This is a genomic window from Streptomyces spiralis (assembly GCF_014654675.1).
GTDB classification, from domain to species: Bacteria; Actinomycetota; Actinomycetes; order Streptomycetales; family Streptomycetaceae; genus Streptomyces; species Streptomyces spiralis.
Window position 1 is genome coordinate 1 of the sequence record NZ_BNBC01000040.1, and the last position, 22,144, is coordinate 22,144.

General features: G+C 68.8%; 21 protein-coding genes and 5 pseudogenes. 10 read left to right on the plus strand and 16 right to left on the minus strand.

Features of this window, described 5'->3' with window-relative positions:
- The 3 genes from IE318_RS32200 to IE318_RS32210 form a co-directional block, all read right to left on the minus strand.
- A partial coding sequence (locus IE318_RS32200; protein ID WP_189906131.1) for a helix-turn-helix domain-containing protein occupies positions 1-81 on the minus strand: 81 nt, incomplete at its 3' end.
- Positions 82-661: 580 nt separating this feature from the next.
- A complete protein-coding gene (locus IE318_RS32205; RefSeq protein ID WP_189906027.1) occupies positions 662-1,105 on the minus strand; it encodes an Rrf2 family transcriptional regulator in 444 nt (147 codons plus the stop codon).
- Positions 1,106-1,373: 268 nt separating this feature from the next.
- The gene (locus IE318_RS32210) at positions 1,374-2,288 is read right to left on the minus strand and encodes an MBL fold metallo-hydrolase (RefSeq protein WP_189906029.1); all 915 of its coding nucleotides are present in this window, start codon (positions 2,286-2,288) and stop codon (positions 1,374-1,376) included.
- 159 nt (positions 2,289-2,447) lie between these two features.
- On the opposite strand from IE318_RS32210, the gene IE318_RS32215 reads away from it, so the two are divergent.
- The 3 genes from IE318_RS32215 (at position 2,448) to IE318_RS32225 (ending at position 4,898) form a co-directional block, all read left to right on the plus strand.
- Positions 2,448-2,657 carry a hypothetical protein gene (locus IE318_RS32215; protein WP_189906031.1) on the plus strand — a complete coding sequence of 70 codons (210 nt, stop codon included), beginning with the start codon at positions 2,448-2,450 and terminating at the stop codon, positions 2,655-2,657.
- Positions 2,644-4,035 carry an amidase gene (locus IE318_RS32220; RefSeq protein ID WP_189906033.1) on the plus strand — a complete coding sequence of 464 codons (1,392 nt, stop codon included), beginning with the start codon at positions 2,644-2,646 and terminating at the stop codon, positions 4,033-4,035. The genes IE318_RS32215 and IE318_RS32220 overlap by 14 nt, the downstream gene beginning before the upstream one ends.
- 299 nt (positions 4,036-4,334) lie before the next feature.
- The gene (locus IE318_RS32225; RefSeq protein WP_189906035.1) at positions 4,335-4,898 is read left to right on the plus strand and encodes a TetR/AcrR family transcriptional regulator; all 564 of its coding nucleotides are present in this window, start codon (positions 4,335-4,337) and stop codon (positions 4,896-4,898) included.
- A 21-nt stretch (positions 4,899-4,919) separates the two neighbouring features.
- Here IE318_RS32225 and IE318_RS32230 read toward each other — a convergent pair whose 3' ends face one another.
- Positions 4,920-5,153, minus strand: a complete 234-nt coding sequence (locus tag IE318_RS32230) for a hypothetical protein (RefSeq protein ID WP_229903881.1) — start codon at positions 5,151-5,153, stop codon at positions 4,920-4,922.
- Positions 5,137-5,748: a TetR/AcrR family transcriptional regulator gene (locus tag IE318_RS32235; RefSeq protein WP_189906133.1), complete on the minus strand. Its 612-nt coding sequence runs from the start codon at positions 5,746-5,748 to the stop codon at positions 5,137-5,139. Before IE318_RS32235 ends, IE318_RS32230 begins: the two co-directional genes overlap by 17 nt.
- Before the next feature lie 136 nt (positions 5,749-5,884).
- On the opposite strand from IE318_RS32235, the gene IE318_RS32240 reads away from it, so the two are divergent.
- The 4 genes from IE318_RS32240 to IE318_RS32255 all read left to right on the plus strand — a co-directional run bounded on the left by IE318_RS32240 (position 5,885) and on the right by IE318_RS32255 (position 8,676).
- A complete protein-coding gene (locus IE318_RS32240) occupies positions 5,885-6,208 on the plus strand; it encodes a hypothetical protein (RefSeq protein ID WP_189906037.1) in 324 nt (107 codons plus the stop codon).
- 73 nt (positions 6,209-6,281) lie between these two features.
- Complete coding sequence (locus tag IE318_RS32245) at positions 6,282-7,238, plus strand: alpha/beta fold hydrolase (RefSeq protein ID WP_189906039.1); 957 nt, start codon at positions 6,282-6,284, stop codon at positions 7,236-7,238.
- Between the two features lie 321 nt (positions 7,239-7,559).
- The gene (locus IE318_RS46660; RefSeq protein ID WP_189906041.1) at positions 7,560-7,880 is read left to right on the plus strand and encodes a SpoIIE family protein phosphatase; all 321 of its coding nucleotides are present in this window, start codon (positions 7,560-7,562) and stop codon (positions 7,878-7,880) included.
- A 451-nt stretch (positions 7,881-8,331) separates the two neighbouring features.
- Positions 8,332-8,676 (plus strand): DUF3040 domain-containing protein, encoded by a 345-nt coding sequence (locus IE318_RS32255; RefSeq protein ID WP_229903883.1) that lies wholly within the window; start codon positions 8,332-8,334, stop codon positions 8,674-8,676.
- Positions 8,677-8,748: 72 nt separating this feature from the next.
- Here IE318_RS32255 and IE318_RS32260 read toward each other — a convergent pair whose 3' ends face one another.
- The 3 genes from IE318_RS32260 to IE318_RS32270 form a co-directional block, all read right to left on the minus strand.
- Positions 8,749-10,008 (minus strand): cation:proton antiporter, encoded by a 1,260-nt coding sequence (locus IE318_RS32260; RefSeq protein WP_229903884.1) that lies wholly within the window; start codon positions 10,006-10,008, stop codon positions 8,749-8,751.
- Positions 10,009-10,013: 5 nt separating this feature from the next.
- Positions 10,014-10,484 (minus strand): cation:proton antiporter regulatory subunit, encoded by a 471-nt coding sequence (locus IE318_RS32265; RefSeq protein WP_189906043.1) that lies wholly within the window; start codon positions 10,482-10,484, stop codon positions 10,014-10,016.
- Positions 10,485-10,978: 494 nt separating this feature from the next.
- Positions 10,979-11,575, minus strand: coding sequence for a TetR/AcrR family transcriptional regulator (locus tag IE318_RS32270; protein WP_189906045.1), 597 nt, complete (start codon positions 11,573-11,575; stop codon positions 10,979-10,981).
- A gap of 140 nt (positions 11,576-11,715) precedes the next feature.
- Here IE318_RS32270 and IE318_RS32275 point away from each other — a divergent pair, with 140 nt between their 5' ends.
- Positions 11,716-12,768, plus strand: coding sequence for a zinc-binding alcohol dehydrogenase family protein (locus IE318_RS32275; protein WP_229903885.1), 1,053 nt, complete (start codon positions 11,716-11,718; stop codon positions 12,766-12,768).
- Between the two features lie 100 nt (positions 12,769-12,868).
- On the opposite strand, the pseudogene IE318_RS32280 reads toward IE318_RS32275, so the two are convergent.
- From IE318_RS32280 to IE318_RS32290, 3 genes and pseudogenes are all read right to left on the minus strand, one after another.
- Positions 12,869-13,615 (minus strand): annotated as a pseudogene (locus IE318_RS32280) (class I SAM-dependent methyltransferase); the annotation flags it as partial.
- 72 nt (positions 13,616-13,687) lie between these two features.
- On the minus strand, positions 13,688-14,131 hold the full coding sequence (locus IE318_RS32285) for a hypothetical protein (protein ID WP_229903887.1): 444 nt from the start codon (positions 14,129-14,131) through the stop codon (positions 13,688-13,690).
- Between the two features lie 624 nt (positions 14,132-14,755).
- Positions 14,756-14,944: pseudogene (locus IE318_RS32290) on the minus strand (hypothetical protein); the annotation flags it as partial.
- 440 nt (positions 14,945-15,384) lie between these two features.
- Between IE318_RS32290 and IE318_RS32295 the strand changes: the two are divergent.
- Together IE318_RS32295 and IE318_RS32300 are read left to right on the plus strand one after the other, a co-directional pair.
- On the plus strand, positions 15,385-15,783 hold the full coding sequence (locus IE318_RS32295; protein WP_229903888.1) for a MarR family winged helix-turn-helix transcriptional regulator: 399 nt from the start codon (positions 15,385-15,387) through the stop codon (positions 15,781-15,783).
- A 49-nt stretch (positions 15,784-15,832) separates the two neighbouring features.
- Entirely contained in the window at positions 15,833-17,254 is a 1,422-nt protein-coding gene (locus IE318_RS32300) for an MFS transporter (protein WP_189906049.1), read from the plus strand.
- Between the two features lie 22 nt (positions 17,255-17,276).
- Here IE318_RS32300 and IE318_RS45430 read toward each other — a convergent pair.
- The 5 genes and pseudogenes from IE318_RS45430 to IE318_RS32330 all read right to left on the minus strand — a co-directional run.
- Positions 17,277-18,000: pseudogene (locus tag IE318_RS45430) on the minus strand (helix-turn-helix domain-containing protein); the annotation flags it as partial.
- Positions 18,000-18,959, minus strand: a pseudogene (locus tag IE318_RS46880) (IS481 family transposase). The pseudogenes IE318_RS45430 and IE318_RS46880, both read right to left, overlap by 1 nt.
- 617 nt (positions 18,960-19,576) lie before the next feature.
- A pseudogene (locus tag IE318_RS32320) lies at positions 19,577-19,976 on the minus strand (transposase); the annotation flags it as partial.
- Between the two features lie 80 nt (positions 19,977-20,056).
- A complete protein-coding gene (locus IE318_RS32325; protein ID WP_189906052.1) occupies positions 20,057-21,622 on the minus strand; it encodes an amidase in 1,566 nt (521 codons plus the stop codon).
- Positions 21,622-21,903: a hypothetical protein gene (locus IE318_RS32330; protein ID WP_189906054.1), complete on the minus strand. Its 282-nt coding sequence runs from the start codon at positions 21,901-21,903 to the stop codon at positions 21,622-21,624. Before IE318_RS32330 ends, IE318_RS32325 begins: the two co-directional genes overlap by 1 nt.
- Positions 21,904-22,144: the final 241 nt, after the last annotated feature.

Sequence of the window (22,144 nt, forward strand, 5' to 3'; positions counted from 1 at the left end):
GAACGTGCGCGACAGCTCGGCTGCCTGCGCATCGGTCGGATAGAAGCGGTACTTGAACGCCCGCTTCACGCCAGTGGCCATGGCTCACACACTAGTACAGCAACTTGTGACCATGCTCAGGTAGTTGATGGTGCCGCCGATCCGCCCGGAGGGCGAATCGGCTTTCCCTGCCCTGCTCCGCAGGAGTCCGTTTCCTCCCCCGCCTGAAGGCGGGGGTATCCACGGAGGAATTCCGATGAGTGTCGATCAGGCCCGGCATGACCCATCCTTCGGCCGCATCCACCTCTTGTCTGCCCCTGAGCGGCCCGGCCGAGACGGACGCGATCTGTCCGCCGCTGATGGCGACGTCGTACAGACCGGCGAGCGCCTGGCGGCCGTCGAAGACATGTGCGCGCCTGATCACGAGGTCGTAGGTCGCAGGGCCGCGAGCCTGGGTGCTCGCAGTTGTCTCGGATTCCTGGGACACCGCTCTCACTCCTGGTGCCGTTCTGGGTAGGTGTTCGGGCCGTGGTGCACGGGGCTGGATCGTGGGGCCCCGGACATCGGGAGCCGGGTGGGTCCGGAGTTTCCACCCCAGACCCCCGCGGAACTGACTGTAACTGAGCCAGTTACAGTTAAGTTGTGCGTCATTGACGCCGGGTGGGCATCCGGCACCGCTTGATCAGTGAATCCTCGGCTCGCCGTCGGAGGCCAGTATCCGCTGCAGCAGGTCGGCGATCGTCGTCCTGCCGAGCTGTTCCTCCAGAGCTCGTTCCGCGCTCCGGAACTCCGCGTCGAGCAGGTCGCCGATGTTGCGTCCGACCTCGCACGCCCGGCTGGGCGGATGGGTGTGCCGCGAGAAGACCTGGCCCTCCTCGACGGCGGCGTACGCGTCATAGAGCGTGATGTCCCGCGGGCTGCGAGCGAGGGACCAGCCGCCCCCCCGACCCTCGGTGGACCAGATCAGGTGAGCGTCTCGCAAGTGTCCGAGGATGCGCCGCACGAGGACTGGATTGCTGTCAAGGCTGTCCGCGATCTCCGTGGAAGTCAACGGGCCCCCACGCCGGTGCGCCAGCATCGCAAGCGCGTGAATCGCCACCGCGCTCCTGCTGCTGAGCCCCGCCAACTCCTGCTCCTGCCGTCGCCGCCGATGAACTGAAACCAGGCTAGTTGCAGTTTAATCGATGGTCAACCGAGCTGTCGTAGACCTCAGTTCGAGCAGGTCGGATGCGGGGTGACGACGGCCTGGGCCTGTGCGGTCGCGGTGTGGTGCAGGCCGGGGCGCAGGAAGCGGAGCCCTGTCAGGGACGGTTCGGCCCGGACCCGGTACGACTGGGCCGGAGGTTCGGGTCGACACGGAAGCGCCGTCCTGGCACGGCTCTGACGGTCGCCGGTCAGTGCGAGTCGGCGGGGACGGGTGAAAGCCGGTAGGCGTCGTGATCGGTGACGACGCGGCCGGCCGTGGGCGGTGCGAAGTGGGTGCCCAGGACGAGCGTGTCCGTGTCGGCGAGTGAGCTGAGGAGCGTGCGGCGCGTGGTCTCGGACTGTTCGGGGTCGATGTCGACGCAGGCGCCGATGGCGGGGTGAGCGAGCTGGACGGGGTGGTGGATGCAGTCGCCGGTGATCAGTGCCGTCCGGCCGTGGCTGGTCAGCTTGACGGCGACGTGGCCGGGGGTGTGGCCGGGGGTGGGGAGCAGGCGTAGGCCCGGGGCGACGTCGACGCCCTCGGCGGGGACGTCGACGAGGTCGAGCAGCCCCGCCTGCTCGACGGGGATCACGGAGTCCCGGAACATCTGCTCGCGTGCCTCTTCCATGTCGTACCCGGCCCAGAATTCCCGCTCGGTTCGGGAGGTCAGGTAACGGGCGTGGGGGAAGGTGGGTACCCAGTCGCCGTCCGTCTTCCGTGTGTTCCAGCCGACGTGGTCGGCGTGCAGGTGGGTGAGGATCACCAGGTCGACCGAGTCCTGGGGGAATCCGGCGGCGGTGAGGTCCCGGAGGTAGTCGGTGTCCAGGTCGTGCCAGGCGGGGTTGGCGCGTTCCTTGGCGTTGCCGATGCCGGTGTCGACCAGGATGCGCAGGCCGCCGAGGGTGAACGCGAAGCTGTGGCTGTCGATGCGGAGGGTGCCCTGCTCGTCGGCGAAGTGGGGGTGCAGCCAGTCGTGTGCGGCGACGAGGTCCGGGGTGGCGTCGGGCAGCAGCCACGGTCCGGTGGCGGGCGGCAGGAGGGTCTCGTCGATGCGGTGGACGGTGACGTCGCCCACGGTCCAGGAGTGAGCGGCGGTCGGGTCGGTGGCCGGCGTAGTGCTCATGATCGTTCTGTCCTTCTGGTCTCGTCACGGAAGGTCGTCGTGTGCCTAAAGCTATTGGTTTGCTTTAAAGCACCGTAGGCGCCTACAGTGAATTAACGCAAACCCTTAGCTTTTGTGCGCGTGTGCTTCGCCGCTCCCGCCCGAGAAGAAGGAAGTCCCATGTCCGCCGAAGAGCTCACCCCGTCCGAAGCGGCCCGCTGGGCCGCCCGTGGCGGGCTCCTGCTGCCGGCCGACCGCCACGCCGCGATCGCGGCCACCGCCAACCACATCCATTCCGTCGTCGCGGTCCTGCGGGAGCTGAACCTGGGGGACACCCCGCCCGCCCCCGCCTACCGCGCGAGCCAGGAGAGGCGCGATGCAACCGTATGAACTGTCCCTGACCGAAGCCGCCGACGCGATCCGGGCCCGGCAGCTGTCTCCCGTCGAGCTGGCGGACTCCGTCCTTGAGCGCATCGCACAGACGGAGCCGCACCTTCATGCCTACGCCACCGTCACCGCCGAGCGCACCCGCAGGGCCGCGCGTGAAGGCGAACACGACATCGCGGCCGGCCGCTATCGCGGTCCGCTGCACGGCATTCCCATGGGCGTCAAAGATCTGATCGACGTCGCCGGCGTGGCGACAACGGCCGGCTCCCGGGTCCGCGCCGACCATCGCGCGCAGACCGACAGCACGGTCGCCGCGCGGCTGACGCGGGCCGGTGCGGTCCTGCTGGGCAAGACGCATACGCACGAGTTCGCCTATGGCCTGACCACCCCGCAGACCCGCAACGCCTGGGACACGGGCCGGGTCGCCGGCGGCTCCAGCGGCGGATCCGCCGTCGCCGTCGCAGCGGGCATGGCCACCTTCGCCCTGGGCACCGACACCGGCGGATCCATCAGGGTGCCCTCCGCGCTCAACGGGGTGGTCGGCCTCAAGCCGACCTACGGCCTCCTCCCGCGCCACGGCGTCACGTCCCTGTCCTGGTCACTGGACCACGTCGGCCCGATCACCCGCACCGTGGAGGACGCGGCCCTGGTCCTGACCGCCCTGGCCGGACACGACCCCCGCGATCCCGCCTCCCTGACCGCACCCGCCATCGACTACCGGCCGCCCGCGGCCGTGGACCTGAAGGGGCTGCGGATCGGCGTGCCGCGCAACTACTACTTCGACCACATCGCCCCCGAGATCGAAGCCGCGGTCCGGCATGCCATCGACCAGCTTCAAGCCCTCGGCGCACGGCTCGTCGAGGTCGAGATCCCCATGACGCGCTACGTCCAGGCCACCCAGTGGGGTCTGATGGTGCCCGAGGCCACCGCCTACCACGCGGACACCCTGCGCACGGTCCCCGAGCTCTACGAGGCCGATGTTCGTATCCTCCTCGAGGCCGGCGAACTGATGACCGCCGGGGACTACCTGCGCGCCCAGCGCTCCCGGACCCTCATGCGCCAGGAATGGGCCCGCATGCTCGAGGACGTCGACTTGATCGCCGCCCCCACCGTCCCGGCCACCGCCGTCAGGGTCGGCCAGGAGACGATCACGTGGGCCGACGGCTCTGTCGAGGGCGTCTCCGACGCCTACGTACGCCTGTCGGCCCCCGCCAACATCACCGGGGTACCGTCCCTCTCCCTGCCCGTCGGTCACGACACGGCGGGCCTGCCGATCGGCATGCAACTGCTCGGGCGACCGCTCGAAGAGAGCGTGCTCCTGCGGGTCGGCCACGCCTATGAGCAGACCCAGCCCGTCCGTGACCTCGCACGCGCGACGTGAGCGAATGACGTACCCGGCAGCGCCGCTCCGGCAGGGTCGATGCCTGACGGCTCGGACGCAGCCGTCGGGCACTCGCCCGCTCCCGATGACAGAGCCTGTGCGGGCGTTCCCCAAGGGTGCCCGAGCCGTGACGGGGTCAGGGGCGATGGAGCCGACAGAGGCCTTGCCCGTTGCCGGCGTGCACCGAGGCGGCGCCGAAGCAAACGACGCGCGGCGAGAAGGCCATCGGAGGGCGGCCCGTTGGTCGCACAGCAGCGTACGGCCGCCAGACGCAATGATTTCGCTTTAAGATGGGCTCCATGAGCAGGCAGATGGTACGCCCCGGGGGTCGCAGCGCCCGGGTGCAGGCGTCGGTGCACGCCGCCGTACGCGAACTCGCCTCGGAGGTGGGCCGGGACGCGCTGACGGTGCCGATGATCGCCTTGCGCGCAGGCGTGACACCATCGACCATCTACCGCCGCTGGGGGGATCTGCAGGAGCTGTTGTCGGACGTGGCGGTCGAGCGTCTGCGCCCTGAGACCGCGCCCAGGGATCACGGCGCTCTGCCACTCGACCTGATGGTCTGGGCCGAGCAGTTCCTCGACGAAATGTCCTCTCCCACCGGCCGCGCCTACGTCCGTGACGCCCTGCTCGGCGACCCTGACGGTGGCAACGCCGGCCAGTGCTCCGCCTACGCCGCCGAACAGATCGACGTCATCCTCACCCGCGCGACCGGACGCGGGGAGAAGACACCCGACGTCGAGACGGTCATGGACCACGTCGTCGCCCCCCTGATGTACCGCATCCTCTTCCGCCCGGACGGACTTGACGCCGCGTACGCGCGTCGGCTCGTGACAGCGCTCCTCGGCGCGACCGGCCGATGACGGGGGAGGGGCAGTACGGAGTCAGCGGCGGTCGGCCGTAACGTCGACGGAGGCGATGCGCGCCAGGGGGTGTCGCTTGCCGGTCAGCATCGCGTCGAACCGCTTGTCGCCGGTGAGGTGGCGCCGGAAGACGGCGTCGATGTAGGCCGTGGCTACCTGGCGTTGGCCGGCTTCGGTCACCACCCACCGCTGGGACAATCGCCCAAACCAGGCCCCCTTGCGGCGGAGCCGGTGCCCGTCAGCCTCGGGCTGCATCCACCGATGCTGCCCGGGTGAGGGTGTCCGCCACCGTCGTGCATGCGAGCCGGGCCACGGAGCGCAGTTCGGCGTCCGAAGTACCGGCGCGGCTCAGTACGGCCAGCGACTGGTTGACGGCGACGACGAATGTGGCGAGTTCGTCGAGCGTTCGGGTGTCGGCCGAGGAGTCCGCCAGTGCCGTGCGGATCCGTTGGCGCTGCAGGTCGAGCAGGCCTCGCACCTGAGTGCTGTTTTCCTCCCTCAGAGTCGGTGACTGCGCCGCGGACTGTGCGATGAGGCATCCCACAGGGACCGACGGGTCGGCGATGCGGCTCAGGACGACGTCGAAGAATGCCTCGACCGCACGTACCGGATCACCGGCGTGTGCCGTCAGTGCCTGCTCGTACTGCGCGCCGTAGATCGACGCGTAGCGATCGAGGCACCGGCGGAAGAGGGCGTCCTTGTTGCCGAAGGCGCCGTAGAGGGAGCCGCGGCCGAGACCGGTGGCGGAGCCGAGGGCATCGAGGGAGGCGTCCGCGTATCCACGCTGCCAGAACACTCGCATGGCCTGGTCCACGGCCGCATCGACGTCGAACTGCTTCCGGCCGGACATGGCGTGCACCTCCAGTTTCATGACCCCGCTGTGAGCCTACCTGCATCTTGGATCGATCGGTCAGATTATCTTTGACCGATCGATCCAAGATGGCTAGCGTGAGGGACGTCGGTTCGCCCACACGAAAGGCCGCACGATGATCAACGACATCGCCCCGGACGGCCGCACGCATGTCGTCCCGCCCGTCGACGGGCGCCGGGCGCGCGCAGGGTTCTGGCTCGTGGCCGCGGTGTACACCCTCGGCGGCGTCGGGGTCGCCCAGCGGCTCGCCGATCCGCGGCGCAGGGCGGATCTGCTCTCCACGTACTTCCTGTTCGCCTACACGGGCACGATCGTGCCCACGCTGGCCCTCGGGCTCCTCGACCAGATGATCAACCAGGACGTCGCAACCCTGCTCCTCGCCGTCACCGTCGTAGCGACAACCCTCGCCGGCGCACTGAGCCGCCCCGCCACCACCTGAGCGAGAGCCGTGTCGCGTGGCTGCGCTCCCTCCTGCCCACTCCATGAAATCCCGTCAACCACTGCCGCAAAGGATGATCGTGAGTCTGTCGTCAACCCACCTGCCCACGCCCGAAGGCCCCGGTTCCGTCTCCGGAGCGCCCGGCCTCCCGGCCCGATTCACCGACAGCTTCACCAGCCAGTACATCGATACCGGCGAGCTGCGCCTGCACGCCGTGACCGGCGGCGAAGGACCCGCGTTGTTGTTGCTGGCCGGCTGGCCTCAGACGTGGTACGCCTGGCGCCTGCTGATGCCCGCGCTGGCCCGGGACTTCACCGTCGTCGCGGTCGATCCGCGCGGTGTCGGGCTGTCCGACAAACCCCTGGACGGGTACGACACCGGCACGCTCGCAGGCGACATGGTGGCGCTGATGGACGCGCTCGGGCATCAGCGCTTCGCCATGGTCGGTCATGACGTCGGGATGTGGACCGGCTATGCCCTGGCCGCTGATCATCCTGACCGGTTGGTCCGCCTGGCCGTCGCCGAGGCCGCGATCCCGGGACTTTCCCCGACACCGCCTCTTTTCGGCAGCCAGGAGGCCAATGACCGCCTCTGGCACTTCGCCTTCAACCGCCTCACCGGCGTCAACGAGCAATTGGTCAGCGGACGGGAACGTCTCTACTTCGGCCATCAGTTCGCCACGAAATCCGCGAAGGCACTGCCCGACTACGCCGTCCAGCACTACGTCGACATCATCGCCGCCGACCCGGAAGCCCTGCGATCCAGCTTCGAGTTCTACCGCGCACTCGATACGACCATCGCGCAGAACCACAAGCGCAAGACCCGACGGCTGTCCCTGCCCGTTCTGGCGATCGGGGGAGCGGAGAACCTGGGCGCATCGGTCGGCGCAACGATGAAGCTTGCCGCCGACGATGTGGAGAGCGTTGTCCTCCCCGAGTGCGGCCACTACCCCGCCGAGGAAGCCCCAGATGCGATGCTGTCGGCGCTTACCGCGTTCCTGGCGCCCTACCGTGATAAGCCGACCGCATAGGTGGGTGCTCAACTGTTGAGCGGATGCGCCTGTCCGATCAGTGATCACTGATGCCATGTGGGACCGGATCCCGCCGCTGATGCCGGCCGATCCGGTCCTGGGCGCCGGGCTCGGCCTGTTCCCGACTGCCCGCGAACTGAGGCCCTGAAACAGCAGCTGGGCCGCGCGTACGGGCGTCCCGGAGCTCACCAGTTGACGTCGCCCCGACCCCGGAACCGACGCTCCTGGCGTACCGAACCCCTACATGCCGAAAACGAGCTCAGCCGTGGGGTGACTGATGTTCGTGCGCTGCACGTCGCTCAGCGGCGCCGACTTGGGGAAGTGGAGTGTGCCTTTGCTGTCTGCTCGTGGGGCGGTCTTGCTGCGCAACGGCCACGTCCGCACCCTGGAAGCGAGCAGTCCCGGAATCCCGCTGGGCATCACCGCACCTCGGAGGACCAGTACAGGGTCGAGACCTTCGTCTTCGAAACCGGCGACATCCTGCTCCTCTACACCGGCGGCGTCATAGAGCCTCCCGACCCGCACGGTACCTTCTACCCGCTCACCAAATGGATCGCGGCCTGGGACGGCGCAGGCGGCCCCGAACACCTCGTCCGCTGCGACGGGCCCGCACCCGGCACGACCGGGGAGCCGGTGTCGTGAGCCGGCCCCTGTCTGTCCGCCTCGAGCACGGCCGCCTGCGGATCCGCCGACACTGACGCGGCAGCCGCACCCAGCACCACGCTTGCGCACAGCGTCCTGTGCAGGGTCACATCCCCCGCAGTCGCCTCCGGCGAGTCCAGCCCGTCCTGTCTCCGGCCGTACGCACCCTGGTCGAGCCGGTGACCCACTGCGGCATGACAGCCCGGCCGTCGCGTACGAGCGCGCCCGACCGTCCCGAGCGACCCCGGTCAACCCGCCGGTCCCACAGGCGCAGGGACCAGGGTTCGCCCGGCGCCGAGACTGGACGACCGGGGGACCGCACGAGCTTGCGACGAGCAGCGCTACGGGGATGCCACCTACATGGCCAAGGATGAAGTGTTCGACACCTACGCCGACTGCAATGAACTGGGTTACTTGACGTCGACTTCCATGTCTTCCGGCGGGAAATGACGTGCCTGACCCTGGACGACTACGCCCCGCCGCCGCGTGCGGAGAGGAGCGCGCCACGCCCACAACCGATGACAACCTGCTCGGCGCGATCGCGGCTCGCGTGTACCAGGACGATCCCCGGTTCGCCCGCGCCCTCCGGGTCCGCCGCTCCTGCCCGTCACGCGAATACCGGCGCACCGGGCCCTGGCTGGTGCTCGCCCTCGTCCTTGGTGCGCTGGGCACCGGTGCCACCCGGGCCCACAGGCTGCCGATCGTCACCGGTATGGTCCTGGCGGGTATGGCGGGGGAGCGGTGCGTTCCCCAGCGCACCGCGCGCAGACAGCGGGTTCGCCCGCCCCGTTCCTGATCTCGACGGTCCACCGGGCGGCCGCGGCGCGGTGGACGGCCAGCCGTCCCAATCATGCCCGGCCGACCGCACTCATTTCCGGCTGACCGTGTCCTGGCCGACCGCCGTCTCCTGCGGTCCGGAGTTCCGTGCCGCGCCCTCGGCCGGTGCGCCGCCGGTCGGGGCGGCCTTGCCGAACAGGCCCGTCAGGCGGCGGGCCACCGGTTCGGTGAAGCGGGCGGTGAGCGGGCCGAGGATGACGAGGATCAGCACGTACGCCGTGGCCAGCGGGCCCAGGGACGGCTCGATCCCGGCGGTGACGGCGAGCCCGGCGATGACGATGGAGAACTCGCCCCGGGCCACCAGCGTGCCGCCCGCACGCCAGCGTCCCCTGACGGAGATACCGGCCCGCCCGGCAGCCCAGTACCCGGTGGCGATCTTGGTCAGCGCGGTGACGACGGCCAGGGCGAGCGCGGGCAGCAGCACCGGCGGAATGCTCTGCGGGTCGGTGTGCAGTCCGAAGAACACGAAGAACACCGCGGCGAACAGGTCACGCAGCGGAGCCAGCAGATTGTGCGCGCCCTCAGCCACCTCGCCCGACAGGGCGATGCCGACCAGGAACGCGCCCACGGCCGCCGAGACCTGCAACTGCTGCGCGAGCCCCGCGACCAGCAGGGTCAGGCCCAGGACTACCAGCAGCAGCTTCTCGGGATCGTCGCTGGAGACGAAGCGCGAGATGTGCCGGCCGAACCGCACCGCCACCAGCAGCACCAGCGCGGCGACCCCCAGGGCGATGGCCAGCGTGACACTGCCGGCTGCCAGCCCCGCGCCGGCCAGCAGCGCAGTGATGATCGGCAGGTACACGGCCATGGACAGGTCCTCGAGGACGAGAATGCTGAGGATCACCGGCGTCTCCCGGTTGCCCAGCCGCCCCAGATCGCCCAGGACCTTGGCGATCACACCGGACGAGGAGATCCAGGTCACCCCTGCCAGGACGACCGCCGCCACGGGCCCCCAGCCGAGCAGCAGCGCCATCGCGGCGCCGGGCAGGGCGTTGAGCGCGGCGTCGACGAGCCCCGCCGGGTACTGGGTCTTGAGGTTGGAGACCAGGTCACTGGCGGTGTACTCCAGCCCCAGCATGAGCAGCAGCAGGATCACGCCGATCTCGGCGCCGATGGCGACGAACTCCTCACTGGTGTTCAGCGGGAGCAGTCCGCCCTGACCGAAGGCGAGTCCGGCCAGGAGATACAGAGGGATGGGTGAGAACTGGAAGCGCCCGGCGAACCGGCCCAGCAGCCCCAGGCCGAGGATGATCGCACCGAACTCGATCAGGAAGACCGCAGACGAATGCACGCGTATCACTCCCGTCCGAGTATCGCCGCGGCGGCATCGGCGCCCTCGCGCGTGCCGATCACGATCAGCGTGTCCCCGCCGGCCAGCCGGAGGTCGGGGCCGGGCGACGGGATCGCCTCGGCACGCCGCAGCACCGCCACGATCGACACACCGGTCTCAGTGCGCATCCGGGTCTCGCCCAGGAGCCGCCCGTTCCAGTACGAGGTCGCCGACAGTTCGATGCGTTCCGCCACCAGCCCCAACTCGGTCGTCGACAGCAGGTTGGGGCTGTGATGGGCCGGCATGAGCGCGTCGATGACCGCAGCCGCCTCCCCGGCGGTCAGGCGCACCGACAAGGCGCAGGCGTCCGGATCGTCCACGCGGTACGCGCTCAGGGTCCGCGATCCGTCCCGGTGCGCGACCACGGACAGACGGCGCTGTTCTCGCGTGCTGAGGTCGTAGCGGACCCCGATTCCCGGCAACGGCGTACCACTCATGCGCGCAGCGCCCACGGCTGTTCTCCCTGTCCGACTTGACGGTTTCTTTACGCAACGTTTAATGGCACCCTATCGAGTTGTGCGGACCCGCATGCACTTGGGACGGTGTCAGCTCCGTCTCAGTGCCTGACGCGGCTGGGGGACACGGCCACCCGACCGTGAGCGACGCCCGCCGTGTACGGGCGCGCCATCTGACGCCGCACGTTGTGCTCGATCATCCGGTTGCTCTGCAGGCACCGGCGATACCGCTCAGCGCCTTCCCACGGAAACTCGTTCCGGCTCGGCGTGTGCACCAATCTGCTCCACGGCGGTCTGGGTAGCGGAGTCGTACGTCATCGAGGCGGTCAGGGGATGGCACCCGCTGTCACAGACGGCGAGCGAGCAGTCCTCGCCGACCTGCATCGGCGTGGTGATGTCCTTCAGAGCGGCCTCCAGCGGTCCGCGGCCCCCCGCCTCCTCAATGCCCGATGCGGTGTCAGGTGAAGCGAACGCAGCTAGCGTTCGGCCGAAGCTCCGGAGAGGAAGAGGGTGATCGCGTCGTCGATGAGCGCCTCGCTCTGGGGCGTTGTGATCCGCCGGGACGTGACGAGCGCCGCGATGCCCTGAACGGTCGCGGACAGCAGCAGGGTGAGCCGTCCCACGTCGCATGCGTCGTACGCGCCCGCTTCGACACCAGCGTTCATGATCTCGGCCATGGTGGCGAACAGGCGCTCGGAGGCGCTTCGTACGGCCTCCGAGGGCCCGTCCTCGACCTTCGCCGTGAACATCAGGTCGAGCAAGGCCGGCTCGCGTACGGCGAACCGCACGTAGGCGGAGGCCGCCGCGCGCAGGGTGCGCGCGTGGTCTTCCCGCGCACGGGAAGCGGCCTCGCGGATCTCGTCGGCGAGCCGGACGAAGCCCCGCTCCGCCAGCGCGTCGAGCAGAGCGTTGCGGTCGGCGAAGTGACTGCGAGGGGCTCCATGGCTGACACCCGCCTCGCGCGCCAGTTCGCGCAGGGACAACGCGTCGATGCCACGCTCCCGAAGCACCGCCTCCGCTCGTTCGAGCAGCACGGCACGGAGATTGCCGTGATGGAAAGGCCGATGAGACATGACTTCATCCTACCTGGAACTAGACGTTGACTAGTTTCTAGACACTGCCTAGTCTCTGGATGTCGGACACGTTCGATTCCACGGCTGCGGCGTGTGCGACCAGCCAGCGATCTCGACATGCAAGGGAGAGAGGCTCGTAGATGATGTCCCGTCAGAACACCGCACTTTGGCTGCCGAAGCCAGGCGCCCGCTTCGAGGTGGGGCCCGCGCCCTACACGTCCCCGGCGGCGAACGAGGTCGTCGTTCGAGTGCGGGCGGTCGCCGTGAATCCCATCGACGGCTTACCGGGCTTCCTGTACCGCCTGGCCCTGCCCTGGCTGACCTTTCCGGCCGTCGTGGGATCGGACGTCGCCGGAGAGGTCGTCGAGGTGGGTGCGGACGTAACCCGGCTGCAACCGGGCGATCGCGTCCTCGGGCACGCGTTCGGGGTCGACAAGTCCCAGAATCGAGCTGCTGAGAGCGCCTTCCAGCATTACGTCGTGCTCATGCAGCACATGGTCTCCCCCCTCCCCGACTCGCTGACCTTCGCTGAGGCGGCCGTGCTCCCGCTGGCGCTGTCGACCGCCGCGACCGGCATGTTCCAGCAGGACCATCTCGGCCTTGCGATGCCCGGCGCCGAGCCCGCCGACCGCGGGGAGACGGTGCTCGTATGGGGTGGCTCGACGAGCGTCGGAAGCAACGCTATCCAACTCGCCCGCAACGCCGACTACCAGGTCGTGGCCACCGCGTCACCGCACAACTTCGACCATGTCCGCTCGCTGGGCGCAGTCCATGTCGTCGACCGCAGCAGTCCCACCGTCGTCGAGGAGATCCTGGAACGGATCGCCGGCAGTCCGCTCGCGGGCACACTCGCGATCGGATCCGGGTCGCTCCTGAAGGCGATCGCGATCGCGGCTCGCACACCGGGCGGCAAGCGGATCGCCTCCACACAGCCCGCGCTGTTCACGCACATCATGCGACGGCGCGCGCGGCGGCACGGCGTACGGGTGAGCAGCATCTGGGGCGGCACCCTGAAGGACAACGAGGTCGGACCGGCGATCTACACCGGCTTCCTGCCGACTGCACTCGCCACCGGCGCCTACCGGCCCGCACCGGAGGCGACCATCATCGGCCACGGCCTCGCCCACATCCCCGACGCCCTGCGGGAACTCAAAAGCGGCGTCTCCGCCAAGAAGCTGGTCGTCACCCTCTGAGTCCTGGTACCCACCCGGTGACACCGAGGGCCAGGCTGAGTCCACGAGGTGCTCCGGCAGTACCGCGGCGCCGTTCGGTCCGCATCGGTGCCGGCAGCGGTCAGCCCGGCGAGTACCACCGGCTGACCGCCACTTCGACCTGGACCATCACCTGGCAGGTCACCGGCGCTTGTGCCGACTCGGGCAGTTCACCGAGACCCGCGTCGGCACCGTGGGCGTGCGGGTGGGTGGAGCCCAGGCCCTCGACGGACCCCGGCGTTCTGATCTCCGCGATCACCGATGGGCTCTGGCTCGTCACGATCTGGCCGATCGTCGCCACTTCGGCGGCCGGTCCGCTCCGCCACTCCTCAAGCGTCGTCCGATGACCCCAGGACAGGGTGTCGCAGATGACTTCCTTCAGACCCGCCTCACTGGGCAACGCGGCGAGGCCCTGTTGAATACGCGGGAAGTCGTCTTCGGGAGCGAGAGCGGGCAGGTGAACGGGACGGGTGACGCCCGCCGCCTGGACGGCCCTGCCCAACAGGGCCTGCCCGGGGGCCGCGGGAACCGTCCAGATGGTGACGGCTGTCCACCCGCCAGGACGTGTGACGCGCCGCATCTCTCGCAGGGCATCCCGGGGCTGTCCGACATGGTTGAGAACGAAGTTGCCGCCAACGGCATCGAACTGCTCGTCGGCGAAGGGCAGGCGGAGCAGAGCGGCAGGCCGTACGTCAGCTTCCGGAGCCGCCAGCGCGGCCCGGGCGACCATGCCGGGTGCGGCATCCACCGCCGTCACCTTCACTCCCCGCTCACAGGCAACTGCGGCGGCAGTGCCGGTGCTCGTCCCCACGTCGAGGATCCGCGTACTTTCTTTATGCCGGGCCTCCCCCCAATCGACCGACGACCTGACGGTCGCCGGGCCCTCGGCAAACCGCCCTTGTCAGGCAGACGGCACGGCCGTCTCGGGCTTGTCGGCCATCCCGGCGACCGCGCGATGCAAGGGGAGCACGGACGCGACGACGAACACTCCGAAGATCGTGAGGGGCACCAGCCGCATCAGCTGCGAGGGATCGTCGTGAAGCCAGTGCCGGTTGCCCCACCAGTTACCGCACATGTCCAGCACCATCACGGCACCCGCCAGCCAGATCCCTTCTCGCCGCGCGAGTCCCACCAGCACGATGACCAGCGGATCGAGGACCACCAGGCTGACGAAGAACACCTGCAAGGGCACCTGCGGGAACATCGCATAGGCGTGGACACCGTCACGGGCCACATCGAGAACGTGGGTGCGAGTCCCCACAAGAAAACCGATCAAGTACACCGCGAGAGCCCACCTCGCCCACACCGGCTGCCTGCCCCACCGTTCCCGCAGCTTGACCCCCACCGGGCCAGCCTAGACGAGCCCGCGCATCTCGAAGGCAGAGACGGACAGCATCGGCGCAATCAAAGATCCACGGCCGGGTCTCACGCATGCTCGTGCTCGTCACTTTTGGCTCTGTCCGCAGTTCCGTGAATCTCCAGGTCCGCGAGGGGAACGAGGGATCGTTTCGGCAGAGTGTCTCCTGCCATGGCGAGCAAGACGGTCGAGGCTGTGCTGTTTCCCGGGATCGATGTGCGAGTGGAGCGCGTCAGCGACTCCTCCGACGTCCTGGTGGTGGAGGCGGTGTCCACCGCTCACCCGGGCCGATGCCCGGACTGCCGGAAACAGGCGAGGCGCGTACACAGCACATATCAACGTGCCCTAGATGAAAGGCCGTTGGGATCCCGTCGGGCCATGGTCCGGCTGCGGGTCCACCGGTACTTCTGCGACCGGAAGAGCTGTTCCCGCAAGACGTTCGTCGAGCAGGTGCCGGGCCTGTCCGAGCGGCACCGCCGTTCCAGCACCGGGCTGACAGGATGGCTGCGGTCGATCGCGATCGAACTCGGCGGACGTCCGGCCGCGCGGTTGTGCCGCCGCCTGCGGCTGGTCGCGGGCCGGACCCGGCTGCTCAGGCTGCGTACTGGGTGTGACCGCGGCCTGGACGTCGCGGGCGAGGTCACGCCAGGCACGCCACGCGGTCTCGTACGTTTCGTTCTGCTGCTCGCTCCATGGCTCGCGGGTGGGCGGCCCGTACTGGTCGCGGAGCTGCTCGACCTTCGCCTGCGCTGCGTCTGCTGCCCTTTGCATCTCCACGAGTTCGTCGAAGGTGTGTGCCACCCGCGGATCTCAAGCGGGCGGCCCGACGAGCCGACCATCCGAGTTACCGTCCGATCGGGCAGAGCCGCTGACCGTCTCGGGTGAGTCGTCGACCAGGGCCGATACGAAGATCACGACTGTGGTCCCTGCAAGACGGACACCGGGGTCACCGCCGGCGACAGGAACTGACCGGCCCGGCCCTGCTCGCCGCCGGTGCCCAGGCGAAGTCCTGGCCGGCCGTCTCCGCCTCCTGAGCCCGCAGGTGACCTGGGTGGTCGGTGAGTACACAGCGCCCTGGCCCACCCGACCACCCGCTCGGCGGCGACGCCGCCTTCTACTGGAAGGCTAGCCTTGCAAACCTCATCTTACAAGGTTAACCTTCCAATATGGCTTCACGAGCATCGGACGACCGCACCGAAACCCTTGAGCCGCACCCCGCACTGATCGGGGTTGCCACGCGGTTGCGGATCAGCATCGGCACGTTCAGGCGCCGCAGCCACGAAGCGCTCAGCGAGGGAGATTTGACGGGCCCGCAGCTGACGGCCCTCTCGCGGCTCGAGCGGCTGGGTGCGGTCACCACTGCGGAACTGGCCAGGCGTGAGCAGATCACTCCCCAGGCGATGGGCGCCACCGTCGCGGTCCTGGAAGGCCGTGGGCTGGTGGCCCGTACCGCTGATCCCGCTGACGGGCGTCGCTGGCTGCTCACGGTCACCGACGCCGGCCGGTCCGTGCTGAGTTCCGAACGCAGCGCCGTCGCCGACCGGATGGTTGCGGCGATGGCGACGTCCTTCACGTCCGAAGAGATCGCGACTCTCGACGCGGCGGCGCCGCTGATCGAGCGGCTGGCCGACCTGTTCTGACCAGCGCCCGTGATCATCGAGCCTCACCCCGAGGAGCAAGGGGCGTGCCATGAATGAGCCGGAGTCCGACGTCGTCGCAAGCGCCCGGAGCGAGGCGGGCGGTGCCGCGCGTCCATTCTCCTGGCGGTTCACTGCGCCGTTGTTGATCGGCTCTGCGCTGAACCCGATCAACAGCTCACTGATCGCTACCGCGCTGGTACCGATCGCCGCCGGCCTGCACGTCCGCGTCGGGCAGACCACAGCCCTGGTGACCGCACTGTATCTGGCCAGCGCCATCGCCCAGCCCACGGCCGGCAAGGCCGCCCAGGTGTTCGGTCCGCGACGGGTCTTTCTGACCGGGAGCGTGCTGGTGGCAGCCGGCGGCACGGTGGGCGGCCTCGCGCAGGATCTGATCACCCTGCTCATCAGCAGAGTCCTGATCGGTCTCGGTACCTCCTGCGCATACCCGACAGCGATGCTGCTAATCCGCCGCCGAGCCCACGACGCCGGTCTCGACGAACCGCCCGGCAACGTCCTCGGCGCACTACAGATAGCCGGCACCGCCACAGCGTCGCTGGGACTGCCCGTCGGCGGCGTCCTGGTCGGCGCCCTGACCTGGCGATCGGTGTTCTTCCTGAACGTGCCGGTAGCACTGATCGCCCTCACCGCGACACTGGCCTGGATCCCCCGTGACAACCCCGTCGGCCGCGACCACACCTTCCGTGGCATCGCCTCCGCCCTCGACGTGACGGGCATCCTCGGTTTCGGCACGACGATGACCGCGCTGCTGGTGTTCCTCTACGACCTGCCCGTCGAGCACTGGTACCTGCTGGGCATCGCGGCGGCAGCGGGAGCGGCGCTCGCCCTCTGGGAGTTGCGTGCAGCCGCCCCATTCCTCGACGTGCGCCTGCTCGCGGCCAACCGGGCTCTGACCCGCACCTATCTGCGTTTCGGCCTGGCGATGCTGTGCGTCTACATCGTGCTCTACGGGCTCACGCAATGGGCAGAGGCCGCACGTGGCCTGTCCGAGAGCGCATCCGGGCTGCTCCTGCTGCCCATGACCCTGGTGTCCGCGGTGGTCATCTCGCCGGTGTCGCGGCGCAATCTCATACGAGGACCACTGATCGCCGCCGCGCTGATGTGCGTGGCGGGTTCGGCGGGCGTTCTCCTGTTGACCTCGTCGACCTGGATCGGCCTGTTCGTCGCCATCACCGTTGTGTTCGGCATCTCGATGGGCGCCGCTTCAGCCGGCAACCAGACCGCCCTGTACGACCAGGCTCCCGCTCAACAACTCGGCAGCGCCTCGGGTCTGCTGCGCACCTTCGTGTACATGGGCTCGATCGCCTCCTCGGCCATCACCGGCATCGTGTTCCACACCCACGTCACCGACCACGGCCTCCACCAGATCGCCTGGATCATGGTCGGCATCAGCGCCGCCCTGATCATCATGACGATTGCCGATCGCTCGCTATCCCTGCGCCCCCGACGCTGACACCGGCCACTTACGGGCTTTTGGTGGGTGGGCGCGGCTTGGTCAGCCGCTGGGTGATGCCGTTCTCCCGGCAGATGCGCTCGAAGAGCACCTCCACCGGCTGGGGGCGAGTATGCCGGCCGGTGAACTGCTTGCCGTTGTCCGTCAGCACCTCGAAGGGCACCCCGTAGCGGCGCATCGCGGCGGTGAAGGCCGAGCACACCGCGCGGGCACTGGGCACGGCCACGACGGAAGCGATCACGATGAACCGGGAGTGGTCGTCGATGCCGGTGACCATCTTGCACTCCCGCCCGTCGGCCAGCGGAACCCCGCCGACCAGGTCCATCTGCCACAGGTGCATGGGCGCCTCACGCTGCCACCAGCGGTACTTGCGCGGATGCTGCTGTTCCTGGGCGCGGACCAGGCCGTTGCGGGACAGCACCCGGTGGACCGTGGCCCGTGACGGCGCCGACTCCATCCCGCGGCCGGCGAGTTCGTGGGCGATCCGGCGGGCACCCACCGCGGATGGCGGCGGCGCAGCTCGCAGATCTCGGCCTGTACCTCGGGGACAGGCGCGTGGGGCTGTTCCGGGGGCGTCGGGAGCGGTCCAGCAGACCGGGCATGCCCTCCTGCTCGAACCTCCTTCGCCAGCTGTGCAGGGTCTGACGCGAGGTGCCGTACCGGGCGGCGACCTCACCGATCGGAAACCCGCCGAGCACCTCGCGGACGGCCCGGTAGCGGTACTTGTGCCACTGACGATCACCGATTACGCCTGGGCCGCGGTCTTCTGCTTGAGGCGTTCGTAGGGCGTCTGGCCGCCGAGGCCGCCGTGGGGGCGATGGTAGTTGTAGTAGTCCTCCCACTCGCGCAACTTGTCGTTGAAGACCTCGGCATCGTCGATGATGACGCCGTCGAGGAGCCGTAGAACTCCTCAGCGTCGATGCGGTGGGAGCGTTCGACTTTCCCGTTCAGCCGCGGTGTGCGGGGCTTGATGTACGTGTGGGCGATGCCCTTGTCGAGCACGTGCCAATGGAAGGCGGATTGGAATTCGGCGCCGCTATCGGTCTGGATGACCTCGACCTGAAACGGCAGGCGCTGCAGCACGTAGTCGAGGAACTGGATGGCGGTGGCCTGGTTGAGCGTCGGGTAGATCCGTAGGACGCGTAGGCGGGTGCAGTCGTCGATCGCGGTGAACTGGAAGTACTTGTTGCGGCCGCCGCGTCGGCCTTGGGGCATCGAGGCGAGCGGCTCGATGAACCCCACGTCGATCTGCACCCGGTGCCCGGGCAGCTGCTTCTCGTACCGCTTCCATCTGCGGTCGTGGCGCTTGTAGCGCTGCGAGGCCGGCAGGCGGCCCATGTCCAGGCGATTCAGGATGCGCCAGACGCCCGACTTGCTGATGGTGACGTCGTGCTACCGCTTGAGGTACATGGCGATCTTCTCGGGGCCGAAGTGGTAGTTCTGCCGGAGGTAGATGATCTTCCCGACTATTTCGACGTGGGTCTCGTTCGGGGAGGTCTTCGGTGCCTTGGACCGGGTGCGCAGTCCCTCAACACCCTCGGCCTGGTAGCGGCGGTACCAGGTGTAGTACGCCTGCCGGCTGATCCCGAAGTACCGGCAGGACATTGCGACGTTCCACGGTGACCTTTTCGACGTGGCGTATGACGGCCAGGCGCCGCTTGGCCTCACGGTCAAGCGGCGGGGTGGTGGGAGTGGACTTCGGCATGTGGATCTCCGTAGTGATCGGAGACCCAGGTGTCAACGATGATCGTCAGTTTTAGACCGACAATGGGAGACCCGACCGCCCGGCTCGGGACGCACACGAGCGGGCCGTACAGCCTCCCCCCGGTAGAGGCCCGAAACCCATGATCGCGCGCAAGATGAAAGGGCACGTCACGGGCCATGCGAACCGAATGCGTCACCCGCGTCACGTGGCTTGTCGGACCGAAATCCAAGATCGCGCGAAACGAACACTATCGTTGCAGCTCACGGGGCCATCAGAGGTGGTAAGGTCCGAGCCCAACGCCCGACCCTGAGGGCATAGCAACAACGTGCCGAAGCACTCAGGCATGTTGTGGTTTTCGTCCGAGCCCAACGCCCGACCCTTGAGAGCATAGCAACGACCTCGCGACTCCTCCCTCCGCGCATTCGGCCGAGGCCAAGGCCCGATCACGAGGCCGTAGCAACGGGGTCGGTGCAGGAGCGACCAGCTGCTTGGCCAAGCGCACGGCGGAGTCGCTTGCTGTTGTCTGCGGCGAATTTCACTCCGCCGCCGGAGGTTGCGCATGGGCTGTCTGCTCTACCGCGCCGCGGATGAGGCCGCGCTGCTCGCTCTCGCCGTGGGGTCAGGCCTTTCGCGGACAGGGACAGCACCATCTCGTCGACGCCAGCGAGACGCTTCTGGCGCGCTTCTTGACCATCATCGGCTCGAAGGTCCGGCCCGGTCCCGGGGCACCTCGGTCTCGACGGTGCCGATGTCGGTGGTCACGGTCTTGGCCCGGTGGCCGTTGCGGTAGTTCTCCCGCCGCCCGTCCTCGGCACGCTCGCCGTTCTCGTGGCCCAGGTGGTCGGTGATCTCGCCCTCCAGGGCGGACTCCAGCAGCTTCTTGGTCAGCTGCTGCAGCAGACCGCCCTCACCGGCCAGCTTCATCCCGCCGTCCTTCGCGCGGGCCACCAGCTGCTGGATCAGGGCGTCGTCCACGGGCACCTCCTGGGCCTGGGTGTCACTCCCCACGTCATTCATCAACTGTCGCTCGGGAGTTACACCAGTCACCGTACAGACCCCCTCGCGGAAGAGGACGCATCGTGGAGTCGGCGGCCGGCTCACGAGGAGGCGGCCGCCGCCTCCTCGGCCGAGAGCCGAGGGCGCTCGATCCCTGCCGACTTCAACAAGGACCGCGCGGTCGTCGGATCGTCCGGTCGCCGCGTGTGCCAGTCGGTGACCGCTTGATACGCGGCGGCCACCTCCAGCAGCCGGTCCTCCTCGTACGGTTGGCCGCCCAGGATCGTCCCGACGGGCACCCCCTCCGCGTCGAAGCCGATGGGGAAGGCGATCTCGGGTAGGCCGAGGATGTCGAACGGCACCGGACCGGTCTGCAACAGAACGTCGCAGCGGCCCATGACGACGTCCAGGACCTCGCGCAGCAGATGGTTCTTGGCACGCTGGGCCGTGATCCACTCGTCGCCGGAGAGCATCAGGCCCTGAAGCCAGCTCAGCAGCGACACACCGAATTTTGTCGGGTCGGTGCGCAACCAGTGCCGGAACGGCTCAGTGCGTTCGGCGAGTCGCGCGGCGTTGAACGTGCCGGTCAGCAGGGTCCAGTCGTCGGGATACGTGATGTCCACGAGCGTGACGCCCGGGATCGCGTCGAGCCGGCCCAGCAGGGCGGTGCGCAGGGCCTTCTGCGCGGCCAGGAAGTCGGACGGTACACCGATCCGGGTGGCCCGGCGCATCCGGACCGCCCCGCCGCGCGACACGACGGGCGTCGCGGCCCGGACGAGATCGGGCACCGCGGGAAGTCCCAGCGTGCGCGGGTCGCGCAGGTCGGGACCGGCCATGACCTGGAGCATGAGGGCCGCGTCCATGGCGTCGCGGGCGAGCGGACCGGAGTGGTCACGTGTGAAGGAGAGCGGGATGACACCGTGGATGGAGACCCGGCCCATGGTCGGCTTCAACCCGGTCAGGTTCTGCTGGTTGGAGGGCAGCACGATGGAGCCACCGGTCTGGGTTCCGATCGAGGAGGCCGCCATGCGCGCGGCCACCGAGCAGGCGGGACCCGTCGAGGAGCCGCCCGGGTCGACGCTCGGGTCCTGGGGCGTCCAGGCGTTGACCGTGGTCACGGTCCCGTTGGGCTTCGTGGCCCGAGTGGTGGCGAGCGGCCCCATCTGCCCCTTGCCCAGCACGATCCCGCCGGCCGCCTTCAGCCGGGCGACGGCGGTGGCGTCCTCGTTCGGGACGAAGTCCTCGAAGATGAGGGAGTTGCAGCGCGTCGGTACGTCCTGGGTGAAGTAGTTGTCCTTGATGCAGAGGGGGATGCCGCGCAGTACTCCGCGCGCTCCCTGGCCACGGTCCGACTTCCGTGCCGCCACGAGCGCCGCCTCGCCGGTCACCTCCGCATACGCCTGATACGTGCCGTCGTACCGCTCGATCCGGTCAAGGTACGCCTCCGTGAGGGTGGTCGAGGTGAGCTTTCCGCGCCGCATCAGCACGACGGCCTCGGCGAGGGTGGCCTCGGAGGGGTCGTCCAGGGCTGCCTGGCGTACGTCGATGTCCGGCACGCGGGGTGCCGACGTCGACGCGCTCGCGGGGGTCGCCATCGGCAGGGCGACGCCGCTCGCTACCGCCGCCGAACTCGCCAAAAACACACGTCGGTTGAGAGATCTGCTCATCAGGCGTCCGCCTTCCCCGTCCACGCCTCCGTGATGGAGGGGTACATGAGAGGAGGCGAAGCCTGTTGTGCGTCGGCGGGAGTCTCTGCGGGCGGAGCCCACCCGGATATCGCTCCCGGCGTGGATGCCACGAACGACCTCAGGGAGACGACCACTTGGCTCCTCGTGGGCACACCGGTGTCGGCGTCGAACACTTCCGGCAGCAGGGAGAGATCGAAACCCGCCAAGGCAAGGCGAGTCATTACGTACGCGTCCAGTTGCTCGGCGGTGGGCTCGCTCAAGAAGGCCTCCATGATCGGAAGACGGGGCACGTGGGACTTCATCACCCGGACGTGAAACTCCCATTGCGGCCGTGCTTCACTGGAGTTACCGCACCAAGCTCCGCCGAGACCTGCCACCGGATTGTCGCGCGTGGGCCCGTGACTGAGACGCCTCGGGCTGCTCGTGCGGACGTTCTGAGCCGCCCCGAGTTCGACAGGGATCCCTGGCGAGGCAGCCCGCGGTGGGAGACCGGCCTGGGCG

Coding starts and splice junctions, on each gene's coding strand:
- IE318_RS32210 (WP_189906029.1), bottom strand. CDS start 2,288: ATGAGCACTACGCCGGCCACCGACCCGACCGCCGCTCACTCCTGGACC.
- IE318_RS32215 (WP_189906031.1), top strand. CDS start 2,448: ATGTCCGCCGAAGAGCTCACCCCGTCCGAAGCGGCCCGCTGGGCCGCC.
- IE318_RS32220 (WP_189906033.1), top strand. CDS start 2,644: ATGCAACCGTATGAACTGTCCCTGACCGAAGCCGCCGACGCGATCCGG.
- IE318_RS32225 (WP_189906035.1), top strand. CDS start 4,335: ATGAGCAGGCAGATGGTACGCCCCGGGGGTCGCAGCGCCCGGGTGCAG.
- IE318_RS32230 (WP_229903881.1), bottom strand. CDS start 5,153: ATGCAGCCCGAGGCTGACGGGCACCGGCTCCGCCGCAAGGGGGCCTGG.
- IE318_RS32235 (WP_189906133.1), bottom strand. CDS start 5,748: ATGTCCGGCCGGAAGCAGTTCGACGTCGATGCGGCCGTGGACCAGGCC.
- IE318_RS32240 (WP_189906037.1), top strand. CDS start 5,885: ATGATCAACGACATCGCCCCGGACGGCCGCACGCATGTCGTCCCGCCC.
- IE318_RS32245 (WP_189906039.1), top strand. CDS start 6,282: ATGATCGTGAGTCTGTCGTCAACCCACCTGCCCACGCCCGAAGGCCCC.
- IE318_RS32265 (WP_189906043.1), bottom strand. CDS start 10,484: ATGAGTGGTACGCCGTTGCCGGGAATCGGGGTCCGCTACGACCTCAGC.
- IE318_RS32270 (WP_189906045.1), bottom strand. CDS start 11,575: ATGTCTCATCGGCCTTTCCATCACGGCAATCTCCGTGCCGTGCTGCTC.
- IE318_RS32275 (WP_229903885.1), top strand. CDS start 11,716: ATGATGTCCCGTCAGAACACCGCACTTTGGCTGCCGAAGCCAGGCGCC.
- IE318_RS32300 (WP_189906049.1), top strand. CDS start 15,833: ATGAATGAGCCGGAGTCCGACGTCGTCGCAAGCGCCCGGAGCGAGGCG.
- IE318_RS32325 (WP_189906052.1), bottom strand. CDS start 21,622: ATGAGCAGATCTCTCAACCGACGTGTGTTTTTGGCGAGTTCGGCGGCG.